The organism is Corynebacterium maris DSM 45190 (assembly GCF_000442645.1).
Lineage (GTDB): Bacteria > Actinomycetota > Actinomycetes > Mycobacteriales > Mycobacteriaceae > Corynebacterium > Corynebacterium maris.
Map to the genome: position 1 here is coordinate 465288 of NC_021915.1, position 14566 is coordinate 479853.

A 14566-nucleotide genomic window follows, 5' to 3' on the forward strand; every position below is an offset into this window, starting at 1 on the left:
AATGCATCGACGGAGTCTGCTCACCGCCGTCGTCGCCGCCTCCGCCGTCGCTCTGGTCGCCTGCGGCCAATCGGGCGACAATGCGCAAAACGCCGTCGCCGTGGGCGGAACCTTCCAGTTCCATTCCCCGGGCGGCGACACCGTCATCACCTACGACGAGGAGGAGCGCGCCCCGTTGCAGGGCTTTTCCGGCACGTCGTTGATGGACCAGGACGAGACGATCGACCTGGCCGACTTCGAGGACGAGGTCGTCGTCATCAACGCCTGGGGCCAGTGGTGCGCCCCGTGTCGCGCCGAGGTCGACGACCTGCAGGAGGCGCACGAGACCCTGGAGCCGCTCGGCGGTTCGGTGCTGGGCATCAACGTGCGCGACTACCAGCCGGAGATCGCGCAGGACTTCGTCCTGGACAACGGGGTGACCTACCCGTCGATCTATGACCCGCCGTTCCGCACGGCCATCGCCTTGGGCGGGGTGCCGACCTCGGTGATCCCGACGACGGTGGTGCTCGACCGTGAACACCGCCCGGCCGCGGTCTTCCTCCAGGAGGTCACCGCCGACGACATCCTCGAGGTGGCGCTGCCACTGACGGAGGAGACATGATCCTCGCGCAAGACGTGGGCGGGGCGTTCGCGGACGTCGCCGCCACCGGCCCCTTGCTCATCGGCGTTCTCGCCGCCGCGTTGGCGGGCCTGATTTCCTTCGCCTCCCCGTGCGTGGTGCCGCTGGTGCCGGGCTACATGTCCTACCTGACCGGCGTCGTCGGCGGGGAGATGGACTACGAGGGCAAGGACGGCCCGGTCGTGACCAAGAAACGCCAGGGGGCGGTGGTCGGCGCCGCCGCGTTGTTCATCCTCGGCTTTACCGTGGTGTTCGTCCTGGCCACCGTCAGCGTGTTCGGCCTGATCAGCGCGCTGGCGTTGAACACCGACACCCTGATGCGGGTCGGCGGCGTCGTCACCATCCTCATGGGCGTGGTGTTCATGGGCATGGTGCCCGCCCTGCAGAAAGACACCCGCATGCAGCCGAAGCGGTGGGCCACGTGGCTCGGCGCCCCGCTGCTGGGCGGGGTGTTCGCGTTGGGCTGGACCCCGTGCCTGGGGCCGACGCTGGCCGCCATCATCTCCGTCTCCGCCGGCACCGAAGGCATGACCGCACTGCGCGGCGTTGTGCTCATCATCGGCTACTGCCTGGGGCTCGGCCTGCCGTTCCTGCTGGTCGCGGCCGGCGCGAACTGGGCGATGACGTCGATAAGTTTCCTGCGCACGCACTCGCGCACCATCCAGATCATCGGCGGCGTGCTCATGATCATCGTGGGCGTCCTGCTGCTCAGTGGAGCCTGGAACTACTTCGTCGGGTGGGCCCGGCAGTGGACCGTCGGCTTCGGCACGACCATAATTTAGGAAGCAGAGACCGTTTGTGAATACCGTCTGGACCTGGGTGAAGAAAGCCTGGCACTGGTTGACCAGCATGCGCACCGCCCTGGCGCTGTTGTTCCTGTTAGCGTTGGCCTCGATCCCGGGGGCCTTGCTCCCGCAGCGCAGCCTCAACGAATCCAACGTCAACGACTACCTCGAGAGCAACGGCCGGGTCGCCGAGATCTACGACCGGCTGCACTTCTTCGACGTGTTCGAGTCGCCCTGGTTCGTCGCGATTTTCGTGCTGCTGATCATCTCCCTGGTCGGCTGCATCGTCCCGCGCTCCCTGGATCACTGGAAGGCGTACCGCACCCCGCCGACCCGCGCGCCGCGGCACCTGAGCCGCCTCCCGCTGCACCACGTCGGGACGACGGAGCGCGACTTCGACGACATCAAGGCCACCGCGCTGAAACAGCTCAAGGGCTGGCACGTCTCCGAGTACTCCCCGGAGGAGGACCGGGCGGGCGCGTATTCGATCTCCGCGGAGAAGGGCTACGGCCGCGAGCTGGCCAACCTCATCTTCCACCTGGCGTTGGTGGCGATGATGTTGACCATGGCCGCCGGCGCGATGGTGCGCTACGAGGGTCAGGCCATCGTCGTCACGGACTCCCAGTCGCCGTACGCGGTGGACGTGGAGCAGTCGCAGGAGTTCTGCAACACCTCGACCGCCAACTACGACTCCTTCCGCGCCGGCCCGATCTTCGACGGCACCGGCCTGCACCCCTTCTGCTTCATCAGCCACAACTTCCACGCCGACTACCTGCCCAACGGGCAGGCCGAGATGTTCACCTCGGACATCTCCTACGCCGTCGGCGAGGACATCACCACCGACCCGGAGACCTGGGAGGACTACCAGCTGCAGGTCAACCACCCGCTGCGCGTCGCCGGCGACCGCGTCTACCTGCAGGGCCACGGTTTCGCCCCGCAGTTCACCGTGACCTGGCCGGACGGGGAGACCCGCACCCAGATGGTCCAGTGGGAACCCACCGACCCGACCTTCTTCCTGTCCTCGGGCGTGATGCGCTTCGACCCGCCGGCCGGCGTGTTCCCGGACCTGTACGAGCGGCGGCAGAACCAGCTCGCGATCCAGGGCCTGTTCGCCCCGACCGCGCAGTGGGAGGGCGAGAACGGCGAGCTGCTGACCTCCGGATTCCCTCAGATGCGCGACCCGGCCGTGGCCATCGACGTCTACCGCGGCGACGCGGGCCTGGACACCGGCCGCGCCCAGTCGATCTTCGAGCTCGACCCGACGCTGATCCACTCCGGCCAGCTGCAGCGCATTGAGCGCGTCAACCTGGAGCAGGACGAGTCCGTCACGCTCGACGACGGCACCGTCATCACCTTCGACGGCGCCGCAGAGTTCGCCAACTACCAGGTCTCCCACGACCCCTTCCAGGTCTGGGTGCTGATCTCCACGGTGACGATGCTCGTCGCCCTGGTCGGCTCCCTGACCATCAAGCGTCGCCGCATCTTCCTGCGCCTGACCCCGGGCGCCGACGGCGGCACGCAGGTGGAGATGGGCGGGCTCGCCCGCACCGACCGCGCCGGCTGGGGGCCGGAGTTCGACCGCATCGGCCGCTCGATCCTCGAGCTGCCGGACGCCGACGAGGTGGAGGAAGACGGCCTCGTCGACGACGACATCATTAACGTCGCACCTCGCTAATTCGGGGGTTGGAGCCCCTCCGAAAGGTGGGGTAGCGTCACCCAGTAGGTACTACACATAGATCGAGGGATCCCGCCACATGCCTGTCAATCAGACTCTCTCAAATTTCTCGGACCTGGCTTTCCAGTCGGCGTTCGTCGTTTACGTCGTCGCCCTGTTCCTGGCGCTGTTCTATTACGGCCGGATGCAGGGCGTCATCGACGCCCGCCGGGAACGCGCCGCCGCGCAGGTGGAGCACAAGGAGCTGGTGGCCGTCGGCGGCGGGGGCGGTTCCACGCCGACCGACCTTCCCTCGATGCCGGACGAGGAGCTGGACAAGCGCGAACGCGGCGCCGACAAGCTCGCCGGGATGACGCAGTCGCTGGTGTGGCTGGGCATCGTCCTGCACGCCGTCGCCTGGGTGGTGCGCGGTTTCGCCGTGGATCGCTTCCCCCTGAGCAACCTGTATGAATACATGCTGGGCATCACGCTCGGCGTCATGGTCGCCGCCGCCATTGCCCTGCATCGCCGGTCCTGGCGCTCCCTGTGGCCGTGGATCCTGACCCCGATGCTGGCCCTGATGTTCTACGGCGGCACCGACCTGTACGCCGAGTCCGCCCCAGTCGTCCCGGCGTTGCAGTCCAACTGGCTGCCCATCCACGTCTCCACCGTCGCCATCGGCGCCTCCGTCGGCATCGTCTCCGGCGTGGCGGCGCTGCTGTATCTGCTGCGCCTGTGGCAGGCGCCGGGCCAGGAGTCCGGTTTCTTCGGCGCCCTGGCCAAGCCGCTGCCCACGGCGAAGAAGCTGGACACCCTGGCCTACCGCGCGGCGATCATCACCCTGCCCACCTTCGGTTTGGGCATCCTGCTCGGCGCCATCTGGGCGGAGAGCGCCTGGGGCCGCTTCTGGGGCTGGGACCCCAAGGAGACCGTCTCGTTGATCACGTGGGTGCTCTACGCCGCGTACCTGCACGCCCGCGCCACCCCGAGCTGGAAGGGCTGGAAGGCGGCGATCATCAACATCGTCGCGCTGGCCACCATGATCTTCAACCTCTTCTTCATCAACATGGTGGTCTCCGGGCTGCACTCCTACGCGGGCCTGAACTAACCCGCCGTCACTCGCGTAGTGGCAGCGGGGCCACCCAGCGCTCGCCCGGGTTGAGCTTGCGGTGCACGCCGCGCACCACCACGTTCAGTGGCAGCTGGCTGCCGCGGTGCAGCTCCAGGGACACCTCGTCCTGTTCCACGATGATCTGCACCGGCTGGCCGCGGAAATGGATCTGGAACTCGAGTTCCGGCACCGCGCTGGGCACGTTCGGGTCGAGGACCAGGTCGTCGCCACGGATCTGCAGCCCGCTGTAGGCGCGGATGAGCATGTCCACGGTGCCGGCCATCACGCCGAGGTGGATGCCTTCCCCGGTGGAGCTGCCCTTGCTGTTTTCCAGGTCCGCCAACAGCGCGTCCTGGTACATGCGCCACGACTTGTCCAGGTCGCAGCGGCTAAACGCCCAGGCGTGGACGAATTCGCTCAGCGTGGAGCCGTGCGAGCTGCGGTCGTAGTAGTAGTTGATCGTGCGGGCCACCTCGTCGCGGGACATCCGATAGCCCATGCGCGCGAGCAGGGCGCCGAGCTCGTCGGCGGAGAAGAGGTAGAAGAGCATGACCGTGTCGGCCTGCTTCGACACCTTGTAGGCGTTGGGGCTGTCGCCCTCGGACCCCAGGATCAGGTCGAGGCGGCCGATGTCGCCGTACTTTTCCTTGTAGCCCTCCCAGTCGAATTCCTTGAGGTCCTCGTAGCCGTCGAATTGGCTGAGCACCCCGTCTTCGTGGAAGACCAGCCGCAGGCGGCGGGCGATGTGGTCCCACTCCTCGATTTCTGCGTGGGTCAGGCCCAGCTGGTCGCGTAGGGAGGCGGCGACGTGCGGGTCGAGGTGGCCGAGGGCGATGCGGGCGCGGGACAAGGCCCAGGAGGCCAGCACGTTGGTGTAGGCGTTGTCGCGCAAACCCTCGCCGGGGGCGTCGGGGTAGCCGTCGTGGAATTCGTCGGGTCCCATCACCCCGGCGATGGAGTAGCGGTCGGTCTCCGGGTCGTAGGTGGCCTTGGAGGCGAACATGCGGGCGACTTCGATGAGCAGTTCGGCGCCGACGTCGGTGAGGAAGGCCAGGTCCCCGGTGACCTGGTAGTACTGCCAGACGCTGTAGGCGGCGTCCAGCCCGACGTGGTATTGGTGGTGCGAATTGTCGGCCATCCATTCCCCGTTCATGGGGTTGTACAGCTGGCTGGGGGTTTCCTCGCGCCCGTCGGAGCCGGACTGCCAGGGGAAACGGGCGCCGCGCAGGCCTTCCTGGTCGGCCATCTGGCGGGCCTCGTCCAGGCGCCGGTAGCGGTACAGCAGCAGCGCGCGGGTCAGGGCGGGCTGGCGCATGGTGAGCATCGGGTAGACGAAGATTTCGTCCCAGAAGATGTGCCCGCGGTAGCCCTCCCCGTAGAGGCCGCGCGCGGGGGTGCCGGCGTCCAGGTCACGGTTGACCAGGGCGGTGTTCTGCAGGACGTGGAAGGCGTTGAACGACAGGGCCAGGGCGTCGGTGCGGCCGGTGGGCAGCTTCATGCCGAAGACTTTCCAGTGCCGTTCCCAGCGGCGGGAGTGGGCGGAGACGAGCTCCTCGTAGTCGGGCATGCGCATGATGCGCTTCTCGGCGTCGCGCAGCGGGGTGGACAGCGCCCGGTCGCGGGAGGTGGCGGCGGAGGCGAGCTTTTCGATGACGACGTCTCGCCCGGCCATCGCGTCGACGGTGAAGGACTGGCCGACCAGCCAGGCGTCGTCGGCTTCGGTGCCGTTGACGGGGGCGCCGAAAGAGGGGCGGACGGTGGTGCGGGTGGCGATCGCGATGTCCACGTCCGATTGTTTGGTTTGGGTCTCCAATAAGACGGTGCGGCCGTCGAGGTGGTGCTTGACCGGGGTGCTCAGGTGCCGGGTCTCCAGGGAATGGTCGTCGGTGACGTTGCGGTTGCGCACGTCGCCGTTGACGGCGGAGACCACGGTGATGGCCCCGGACCAGTTTTCGGGGTGGACGATCACGCGCAGGGCGGCGGTGTGGGCGTCCGACATGGACTGCAGCTGCTCGACGACGACGGTGGTGACCCGGTCCTCGGCGTCGCGGCGGCGGATGATGCGCCGGGAGATCCCGGTGTCCATGGACAGTTCCTGGCGGTAGTCCAACAGCGTGTCGTCGGAGGGCAGCAGCCGATGCCCCTGTTTGTCGGTCACGCGCAGGTAGGTCCAGTCGGGCGCGTTGATGATGTGTTCGGTTTCGGCGATGATCCCGGCGGTGTCCGTCAGGTCCGTCTGCACCCGGTTGTAGACGCCGGCGAGGTAGGTGCCGGGGTAATGGACGCCGTCGTCGACGGTGCCGGGCAGGGAGGCGCGGGAGCCCCAGTAGCCGTTGCCGGTGCCGAAGAGCGCTTCGCGGTGGCGCTCGTTCTCCGGGTCGTAGTCGTCGAAGGCGAGCAAATGCGGGTCGGGGCGCGGGCCCTTGCTCTTGTCCCAGCCGAGGGTGAGGTCGATGGTGCCGATGGTGCGCAGGACACGGTCGGCGCCCGCCTCCCAGAGGTCGTGGCCGTCGGCCCCGTCGCGGGCGACGCCGACGATGAGGCCGAAACGTCCGGCGAAGGCGGCCTCCACGCCGGAGCGGGCGTCCTCGAAGACGACCGTGGCCACGGGATCGGCGCTGAGCTGCTCAGCGGCGTGCAGGAAGAGATCCGGCCGGGGTTTGCCGGGCAGGTTGCGTTCGATGGCCGTGTTGCCGTCCACGCGGACGTCGAAAAGGTCGAGCAGCCCGGCCTTGTTCAGCACGGTGACGCTGTTGCGCGAGGAGGTGACCAGGCCGACGGGCACGTCGGCGTCGCGGAGCTGGCGGATCAGGGTGACGGCGTCGTCGAAGACGCGCACCCCGCCCACGGAGAGCTCCCGGTCGAAATGGTGCTGTTTTTCGGCGGCTAAGCCGTAGACGGTGAACGTCCCGGGCGCGTCTTCCGGGGTGCCCTCAGCGATGTCCACGCCCCGGGCCGCCAGGTAGGAGCGCACGCCTTGTTCACGGGCTTTTCCGTCGACGTGGGCGCGGTAGTCTTCGACCGCGTCGAAAGGCTCGACGTCGATGCCTTCACGGAGGAGGGCGTCGTCGAAAAGTCGTTTCCACGCGACCGCATGGACCGCCGCGGTGTCGGTGATGACGCCGTCCATGTCGAACAAAACTGCAGAAGGCAGGGCTCGGGATGGGTTCACTGGGGGATGATCCTTTCTCGACCAGACAATGTTCCACTTATTTTACGGAGAAAAAAGATCACACTTGCATGACGTATTTTTCGGTAGGCTTCTTCCTGTGGAACCGATGAACAAACAGCAGTCGGTGCCGAGGAAAAAGATCGGCAAACCGGCGAGCGACGACCCTGTCCTCCAAGCCCTCGGCGGCCAACTCGCGGAACGCCGCCGCGAATTAGGTCTGCTGCAGCAGGATGTGGCGAATAAGGCGGGCGTGTCCCGCTCCACCCTGCACACCCTCGAACACGGCGGCAGCGGCGTGCGCTGGGAGAAAGTCATCGCCGTGGCGGACGTCCTCGGCCTGCGGCTGGAGCTGGCCGAAGGCTAGTTCCCCGGTTCCTCGTCACGACGTTCCCGCTGGCGTCGGCGTTCCTCCTCCAAGCGGGCCGCCTCATCACGGGCTTCCTGTTCACGACGCTGTTTGAAGCGCTGCTTCTCCAGGTTCCACAAAAACTCTTCGTCGTCGTCCGGTCCTTTGACGGCAGGGCGTGGCGCAGCGGCGTCGACTTCCCCGGTCCGCTTGCGGCTGCCCGGGCCGAAAGCTTTCCAGAGGAGCACGACGGCGACCACAATCAGCAGGATCAGCAACAGTCGTCCCACGGTTGGGCACCTCCTAGTAGATGAACCCCCATTCTACGTGGCTTGGTTTCCGGTCCGGAAGCCCGACTAGGGTAGAGCAGTGTGACTGACCCTGTGAATTCCCCCGAGGCCCCGCAGCTGGATCCCGAGGTCCGCAAGAAGGCCAACCGCGCCGCCGTGAAATACGGCCTGGCCCGGCTGGCGCTGTTCATCGTGCTGACCGTCATCATCCAGGTGGCGGCCATGCTCATCGACGCCCCCGTCCCCCTGGTCATGACCGCCCTGCTGGCGCTGATCGTGGCCTTCCCGCTGTCGATGCTGATCTTCCCGAAGATGCGCGTCGAAGCCACCGAATCCGTCGCCGCCTGGTCCGCCCAGCGCAAGGCCCGCAAACAGTGGGTCCGCGACGAACTCTCCCGCCGCTAACGTCCGAACAGCAAGGCGATGACCACCATCGCCGGCATCGACAAGAACGTGGTCAAAAAGACCGTGTCGCGCGCGATCGTCTCCCCGCGCTGATACGTGGCCGCGTAGTTGTACACGTTCTGCGCCGTCGGCAGCGCCGACAAAATCACCGCCGCGTACGTCAACTCCGGGCCCACGCCGAACGCCAGACAGAGCAACCAGGAGACCAGCGGCATCCCCGCCACCTTGAGCACCGTCGCCGTGATCGCGCCGGGGCGGTGCTCCTTCGACGCCAACACCCCGCCCGCGGTCAGCGAGGCGCCGAAGCTCATGAGGATCATCGGGATGGATGCGCCGCCGAGGATCTCCAGCGGCTCCATCACCGGCTGCGGGATCGTCACCCCGGAGACCGCGACGAGCAGGCCCGCCACCGACGCCAGCACGACGGGGGAGAGGACGGCGTCGCGCACCGACTTCCAGGTCTGCTGCAGCGGCGTCCCCTCCCCGGAATCCGACCCGAGGAACGCGAGGATGACCGGGGTGAACAGCGCCATCTGCACCAGCAGCGTCGGGATCACGTGCGTGGCGTTGCCGAGCACGTAGATGCTCACGGGCAGGCCGATGTTCACGGAATTGTAGTAGCTGGCCCCGGCGGCGCCGATCGTGGTGGTGGGCACGTCCTGGCGAAAGAACATCCGCGACAGAACCACATAAATCACCGACGTCAGGATCGTCGCCCCGCTGACCACCAACACCACCGGCGAGAGGAAGAACTGCGGGTCGGAGACCGCCACCGACGAAAAGATCAACGCCGGGGTGGCCGCGTAGAACGCCACCCGGTTGAACATCAGCCGCTGGTTGCCGGCCCCGATCACGCCCCGCTTGGACAGTGCCCAACCGACGAAGATCACCGCGAAAATAATCGCGAAACCAGTGAGGACGCCCTGCATCAGGCGAGACCCCCCACGAACAACGCGCCGGCGGTGAGCACGGACCAGGCGAGCATGGCCTTGCCGTTGGAGCCGATCACCGGGATGAGGTCCTTGCCGGTCGCACCCTGGTTCATGCGGCGGATGCCGGGAAAGACCAACGGGGACGCCAGCGCGCCGATGACGGCGGGCCAGAAGGCGGGGATCAGCAGCACGGAGACGACGAAGGGCGCGGTGGACAAGGTGGTGAACAGCTGGCGGGCGCGGGCGTCGCCGAGTGTCACGGCGAGGGTGATCTTGCCGGTCTCCGCATCCGAGGGAATGTCGCGGATGTTGTTGGCCAGGTTCACCGACGCGGAGATCGCGCCGACCGCCACCGCCAGGGCGAGCCCCACCCAGGTCACACGCCCCGACTGGGTGAACTCCGTGCCCAACACCGCGACGAGGCCGAAGAACACGAAGACGGCGACCTCACCCAACCCGCGGTAGCCGTAGGGGTTTTTGCCGCCGGTGTAGAACCACGCGGCGAGGATGCACAGCGCGCCGAAGACGATCAGCCACCACGCCGACCACAGACTCAACGCGATCCCGGCCGCCCCGGCGACGCCGAAGGCCGCGAACGCCGCCCGTTTCACGTGGGCGGGATCGGCCAGGCGCCCGCCGGTCAACCGCGCCGGGCCGGTGCGGTCTTCGTCGGTGCCGCGGACGCCGTCGGAGTAGTCGTTGGCGTAGTTGACGCCGACGATCAACGCCCACGCGACGATGAACGCGAGCAGGGCGCGGCCCCAGTGGTGGCCGCCGGAGAAGGCGGCGGCGCCGGTGCCGGCGATGACGGGGGAGAAGGCGTTGGCCCAGGTGTGGGGGCGGGCGGCCTGCCACCAGTCGCGGGCCGTTGCGGGGTAGTGACGTGCTTCGGACATGCCTCCCATTGTCGCCCATGTCGACGGGCGGTGTGGTGACGGGTCGGGGCGAGGCTAGAGTTGACGCGGTGAAGATGTGGATTCGGTACGGGCTCGGCCAGGGGCTGCGCTCTGTGTGGACGGCGGCGGCGCTGGCCTCGTTGGCGGCCAGAAACCGCACGTGCCGTGTCGACATTCCCGTCTCGGGGGAGGTCGTGGTGTCGTTGACCACGCACGGGGCGCGGTTGAAGTACGTGCATCTGGCGGTCGAGTCGATCGCCCGGGGCAGCGTGCGGGCGCCGATCGTGTTGTGGCTCGACCGCGGGGACTACGAGTCCGCGTGGCCGGCGCCGTTGCGGCGGCTGGCCGCCCGCGGCCTGCAGGTGCGCTGTTCCGACGGCAGCTACGGGCCGCACACCAAGTATTGGGGGATGTTTCGTGAGGTGGCCGGCGCGGGGACGCGGGTGGTCACGGTCGACGACGACGTCATCTATCCTCCGTGGTTCCTGGAGCGGTTGCGCGAGGCCGCCGACGAGCAGCCGGAGGCGGTGTGGGCGTACCGGGCGCACCGGATCATGATGCGTGCGGGTGCGGTGCAGCCGTACCGGAAGTGGGGGCAGGTGACGAACACGTTGGCGTCGCCGTTGAACTTCGCCACGGGCGTGTCCGGCGTGCTGTACCCGGCGGCGTTCATCGAGTACGTGGTGGCGCAGGGGGAGCGTTTCTTGCAGGTGTCCCCGCGCGCCGACGACGTGTGGCTGCATCTGTGCGAGCTGCGTTCCGGGCACCTGGTCCGGCAGGTGTACTCCGCGTCGCAGAACTTTCCGGTGGTGCCGGCCACGCAGGTGGGCACGCTGGCGGTGCGCAACACCTTCGGCGGCGGCAACGACCGGCAGATCGCGGTGACGTACGGGCAGGCGGACGTCGACGAATTGTGGGCGGCCGTCCCGTGACCGGGCGTGCAGCGCCGGTCAGTCGCCAGAAAATAGCCGTGTGACCGCTTGCCGATCCACCTTGCCGGGTCCGGTCACCGGAAGTTTCTCCACGCGGCGCAGGTCCTTCGGGATCTGCCACCGTGGCAGGTGATCCAGCCCCTCGAGCACGTCCGCACGTTCCGCGGACCCTTCGTAGGCGGCGACGATGGCCTGGCCGAAGCGCTCGTGGGGGATGCCGACGACGCACGCGCCGTCCACGCCCGGCAGCGAGAGCATTTCTTTTTCCAGTACCTCGGGGTGCAGTTTCAGGCCGCCGGAGTCGATGACCGCGTCGAGTCGGCCGGTGACGGTGAGGTGGCCGTCGACAAGCTCCCCGCCGTCGGAGGTCCGGAACCAGCCTTCCTCGGCGAAGGCCTCGTGGCCGGGCAGGCCGCGGTAGCCGGCGGCGATCATCGGTCCGCCGAGGGTGATGCGCCCGTCGTCGACGCGGATTTTTACGCCGGGCAGGGGCGCGCCGTCGTAGACGCAGCCGCCGGCGGTCTCGGAGGAGCCGTAGGTGGTCACGACGTGGATGCGCAGTTCGCGGGCGGCGGTCAACAGCCGCGGGTTGGTGGCGGCGCCGCCCACGAGGACGGCGTCGAACACGCGCAGCGCCTCGATGCCGGCGAGGGAGTTCATCGCCTTGGCCAGTTGCATGGGCGACAGCGAGGTGTAGAGGCGGTCGCCGGTGCGGGCGAGCTCGGCGGCGGCGTCGGCGAAGTCGAGTACGTGGAAGCCGGCGGAGACGTCGACGGTCAGCGGGTCCACGCCCGCGACTAGGGAGCGCACCAGCACCTGCAGGCCGGCGATGTGGTGGGCGGGCATGGCCAGCAGCCATTGGCCGGGGCCGCCGAGGAATTGATGCGTGGCGTCCGCGCTGGCGACGAGGTTGACCGGGGTCAGCTGTGCGCCTTTGGGCCGGCCCGTGGAGCCGGAGGTGGCGACGACCAGGGCGACGCCGGCGTCGATGTCGGTGCCCGGCGACAAGGTGGTGCGCAACTGATCGGTGCGGGTGCGGTCGTGGGCGGGCACGGGCAGGAACGAGCGCTGCCCGCTGATCGCCTCCTCCAGGTCGCTGAGGATGGCGGCCGGGCGGTGGGGGTCAACGGGCAGGAGTTCCAGGGTGTGGGTCACACCTTGTGATCGTAGCTAAACGGTGGCGTAGTCGGCAGGGGTGGCGGCGGTGACGGGGTTGGCGGAGCGGCGGCCCTTGATCGCATGGTCGAGGGAGTAGGCGCCGGCGCCGGCGGCGGTGAACATGAGGGCGGCCGCGCCGATCGCGCCGACGAGTTCCCAGCCGCCGTCGGCAACGAAGATGCCTGCGCTGAGGTGTGCGAAGAGGGCGGCGAGCAGCATGAGGACGGCGGTCAGGGCGGAGATGACGCGGGTGAACAGACCGAGGATGATCATGACGCCGGCGAGGATCTCGAAGGCGGCGGTCAGTGGGGCGGCCACAGAGGCGAGCGGCACGCCGATGGAATCGAAGAAACCGGCGATGCCTTCGATGCCGGAGATGGCGAACTTCTCGTAGCCGTGCGCGATGAGGATGACGCCGATGACGAGGCGGGCGAGCAGGGTGGGGGCATTATTTGTTGTTGACATGTCACGAGACGATACACGGTTATGTTTAAATTTCAAATATTGAAGTTTTGGAGAGGCGCGGATGAGGGTGTTCCGGATCACTCTGTGGACGATCGGAGTATGATCTCTCCCATGCTTGGACAAATTCTCCGTGTCGCCCTCGCTTTCGTGGGCGTCATCGTCGGCGCAGGCTTCGCCTCCGGCCAAGAAATCATGCAGTACTTCGTCGGCTTCGGCCTCAACGGCATGTGGGGCGTGGCGATCGCCGCGGTCGTGATGAGCGTGATGGCGCTGATCATCCTGCAGCTCGGCAGCTACTTCCGCGCCACCGAGCACGGCAGGGTCTTCGACCGCATCGCCAACCCCACCTTCTCCCGCCTGCTGGACCTCGGCGTCTTGATCACCCTGTTCTCCACGGGCTTCGTGATGTTCGCCGGCGCCGGTTCCAACCTCAACCAGCAGTGGGGCTGGCCGGTGTGGGTCGGCGCGCTGATCATGGTGGCGCTCGTGCTGGCCGCCGGGTTCCTCGACGTGGACAAGGTCACCACCGTCATCGGCGCGATCACCCCGTTCATCATCGTTTTCATCACCGTCGCCTGCCTGTACGTGATCTTCTTCGTCGACCGCGGCCCCGTCGACGAGCTCAACGCCGCGGCCCTGGAGGTCGGTTCCACAATGCCGCACTGGTCCGTGGCCGCCGTCAACTACGTCGGCTTCAACCTCATGGTGGCCGTGTCCATGGCGATCGTCATCGGCGGCAGCATGTTCAGCCCGCAGGTCGCCGGCCGCGGCGGGCTGCTCGGCGGCCTGCTGCTCTCGGCGCTGATCGCCGTCTCCGCGGTCACGCTCTTCCTCGCGGTGGAGACCGTCGGCGACGACGAACTTCCCATGCTCACCCTGATCAACGACGTCCACCCGGCGCTCGGCCAGGTCATGGCGATCGCGGTCTACGGCATGATCTTCAACACCGCGCTGGGCATGTTCTACGCCTTCGCCAAGCGGCTGTCCGTCAACCGCCCCGAGCGCTTCCGCCTCTGGTACTTCGGCTCCGTGGGCGTCGGCTTCCTGCTGTCCTTCTTCGGGTTCCGCAACCTCGTCGGCTACGTCTACCCGATCCTCGGCTACATCGGCCTGCTGCTCATCGCGATCATGCTCGTCGCCTGGGTCCGGGAGCGCAGCCGCATCGCCGCCGAGTCCGACCGTCGTCTGCGTCTGCGCGACCTGTGGCTGGCCGGTCGCGAAGACGAGTTCATGGCGGAGGTCGACGCCTCCAACTTGGACGAGACCCAGATTCGCACCGCGGTGCGCGACGGGCGCTAGACCTTCTTGACCACGGAGGTCTTCAAGTACATCTGGCCTGCGCCCGGCACGGTCGCGGAAATGTCGTGGCCGTTGACCGGGACGTCGAGAAGCTTGATCTTGGCGACCTTCGTGCCGCGCTTGATCGGGGAGCCGCCCTTGACCGGCAGGTTTTCGGTGGTGGTGACGGTGTCGCCGTCGATGAGCTCGTTGCCCACCGCGTCGCGGAAAGTAGGGGCGGCCTCCTCCGCGGCGGTGGCGTCATCGGCGGCGCCGGGGATCCATTCATGGCCGCACATCGGGCACACGACGCTGGAGCCGTCCTCGTAGGTGTATTCGCTGTCGCACTCTGGGCACGGGGGAATGTGATCTGACATGGCCTCACCATAGCCTGCGGTGGCCTTCCCGTGTGTCGAATGTGGGGCGTAGTCGGCGGAGGGCACGTGTTCGAAAATAAGTTCTATAAATCGTGGTGATGTGTCGCCTGTCTGGTTAGGCTGGTGGCGTAAGCGAAAAGGCGTTC

General features: G+C 67.6%; 15 protein-coding genes. 8 read left to right on the forward strand and 7 right to left on the reverse strand.

The features are described from left to right. The first annotated feature begins 1 nt into the window (after position 1). The 4 genes from B841_RS02195 (at position 2) to ccsB (ending at position 4166) form a co-directional block, all read left to right on the forward strand. Positions 2-601 carry a TlpA disulfide reductase family protein gene (locus tag B841_RS02195; RefSeq protein WP_020933852.1) on the forward strand — a complete coding sequence of 200 codons (600 nt, stop codon included), beginning with the start codon at positions 2-4 and terminating at the stop codon, positions 599-601. Next, complete coding sequence (locus tag B841_RS02200; protein WP_020933853.1) at positions 598-1401, forward strand: cytochrome c biogenesis CcdA family protein; 804 nt, start codon at positions 598-600, stop codon at positions 1399-1401. Before B841_RS02195 ends, B841_RS02200 begins: the two co-directional genes overlap by 4 nt. A gap of 67 nt (positions 1402-1468) precedes the next feature. Next, positions 1469-3079, forward strand: a complete 1611-nt coding sequence (locus B841_RS02205; protein ID WP_052337790.1) for a cytochrome c biogenesis protein ResB — start codon at positions 1469-1471, stop codon at positions 3077-3079. Positions 3080-3158: 79 nt separating this feature from the next. Further along, entirely contained in the window at positions 3159-4166 is a 1008-nt protein-coding gene (gene ccsB, locus B841_RS02210) for a c-type cytochrome biogenesis protein CcsB (protein WP_020933855.1), read from the forward strand. Positions 4167-4173: 7 nt separating this feature from the next. Here the strand turns inward: ccsB and B841_RS02215 are convergent, their stop codons facing one another. Then, a complete protein-coding gene (locus tag B841_RS02215; protein ID WP_041631701.1) occupies positions 4174-7341 on the reverse strand; it encodes a beta-phosphoglucomutase family hydrolase in 3168 nt (1055 codons plus the stop codon). Positions 7342-7447: 106 nt separating this feature from the next. Here B841_RS02215 and B841_RS02220 point away from each other — a divergent pair, with 106 nt between their 5' ends. After that, a complete protein-coding gene (locus B841_RS02220) occupies positions 7448-7705 on the forward strand; it encodes a helix-turn-helix domain-containing protein (RefSeq protein WP_020933857.1) in 258 nt (85 codons plus the stop codon). Here the strand turns inward: B841_RS02220 and B841_RS02225 are convergent. Next, on the reverse strand, positions 7702-7977 hold the full coding sequence (locus B841_RS02225; protein WP_020933858.1) for a hypothetical protein: 276 nt from the start codon (positions 7975-7977) through the stop codon (positions 7702-7704). The genes B841_RS02220 and B841_RS02225 overlap by 4 nt on opposite strands. Positions 7978-8058: 81 nt before the next feature. Between B841_RS02225 and B841_RS02230 the strand changes: the two genes are divergently transcribed. Further along, positions 8059-8382 (forward strand): DUF4229 domain-containing protein, encoded by a 324-nt coding sequence (locus B841_RS02230; protein WP_041631702.1) that lies wholly within the window; start codon positions 8059-8061, stop codon positions 8380-8382. Here the strand turns inward: B841_RS02230 and B841_RS02235 are convergent. Both B841_RS02235 and B841_RS02240 read right to left on the reverse strand, forming a co-directional pair. Beyond that, complete coding sequence (locus tag B841_RS02235; protein ID WP_020933860.1) at positions 8379-9311, reverse strand: AEC family transporter; 933 nt, start codon at positions 9309-9311, stop codon at positions 8379-8381. The two genes, B841_RS02230 and B841_RS02235, sit on opposite strands and share 4 nt — an antisense overlap. Further along, positions 9311-10210 carry a 1,4-dihydroxy-2-naphthoate polyprenyltransferase gene (locus B841_RS02240; RefSeq protein WP_020933861.1) on the reverse strand — a complete coding sequence of 300 codons (900 nt, stop codon included), beginning with the start codon at positions 10208-10210 and terminating at the stop codon, positions 9311-9313. Before B841_RS02240 ends, B841_RS02235 begins: the two co-directional genes overlap by 1 nt. Positions 10211-10284: 74 nt before the next feature. On the opposite strand from B841_RS02240, the gene B841_RS02245 reads away from it, so the two are divergent. Next, positions 10285-11142, forward strand: a complete 858-nt coding sequence (locus B841_RS02245) for a hypothetical protein (RefSeq protein ID WP_041632012.1) — start codon at positions 10285-10287, stop codon at positions 11140-11142. A gap of 18 nt (positions 11143-11160) precedes the next feature. Here B841_RS02245 and menE read toward each other — a convergent pair whose 3' ends face one another. Further along, a complete protein-coding gene (gene menE, locus B841_RS02250) occupies positions 11161-12297 on the reverse strand; it encodes an o-succinylbenzoate--CoA ligase (RefSeq protein WP_020933863.1) in 1137 nt (378 codons plus the stop codon). A gap of 15 nt (positions 12298-12312) precedes the next feature. Next, on the reverse strand, positions 12313-12765 hold the full coding sequence (locus B841_RS13815) for a DoxX family protein (protein ID WP_020933864.1): 453 nt from the start codon (positions 12763-12765) through the stop codon (positions 12313-12315). 111 nt (positions 12766-12876) lie between these two features. On the opposite strand from B841_RS13815, the gene B841_RS02260 reads away from it, so the two are divergent. Further along, a complete protein-coding gene (locus tag B841_RS02260; protein WP_020933865.1) occupies positions 12877-14064 on the forward strand; it encodes a YkvI family membrane protein in 1188 nt (395 codons plus the stop codon). Here B841_RS02260 and B841_RS02265 read toward each other — a convergent pair. Continuing rightward, a complete protein-coding gene (locus B841_RS02265) occupies positions 14061-14420 on the reverse strand; it encodes an alkylphosphonate utilization protein (protein ID WP_020933866.1) in 360 nt (119 codons plus the stop codon). The two genes, B841_RS02260 and B841_RS02265, sit on opposite strands and share 4 nt — an antisense overlap. Between the last annotated feature and the right edge of the window lie 146 nt (positions 14421-14566).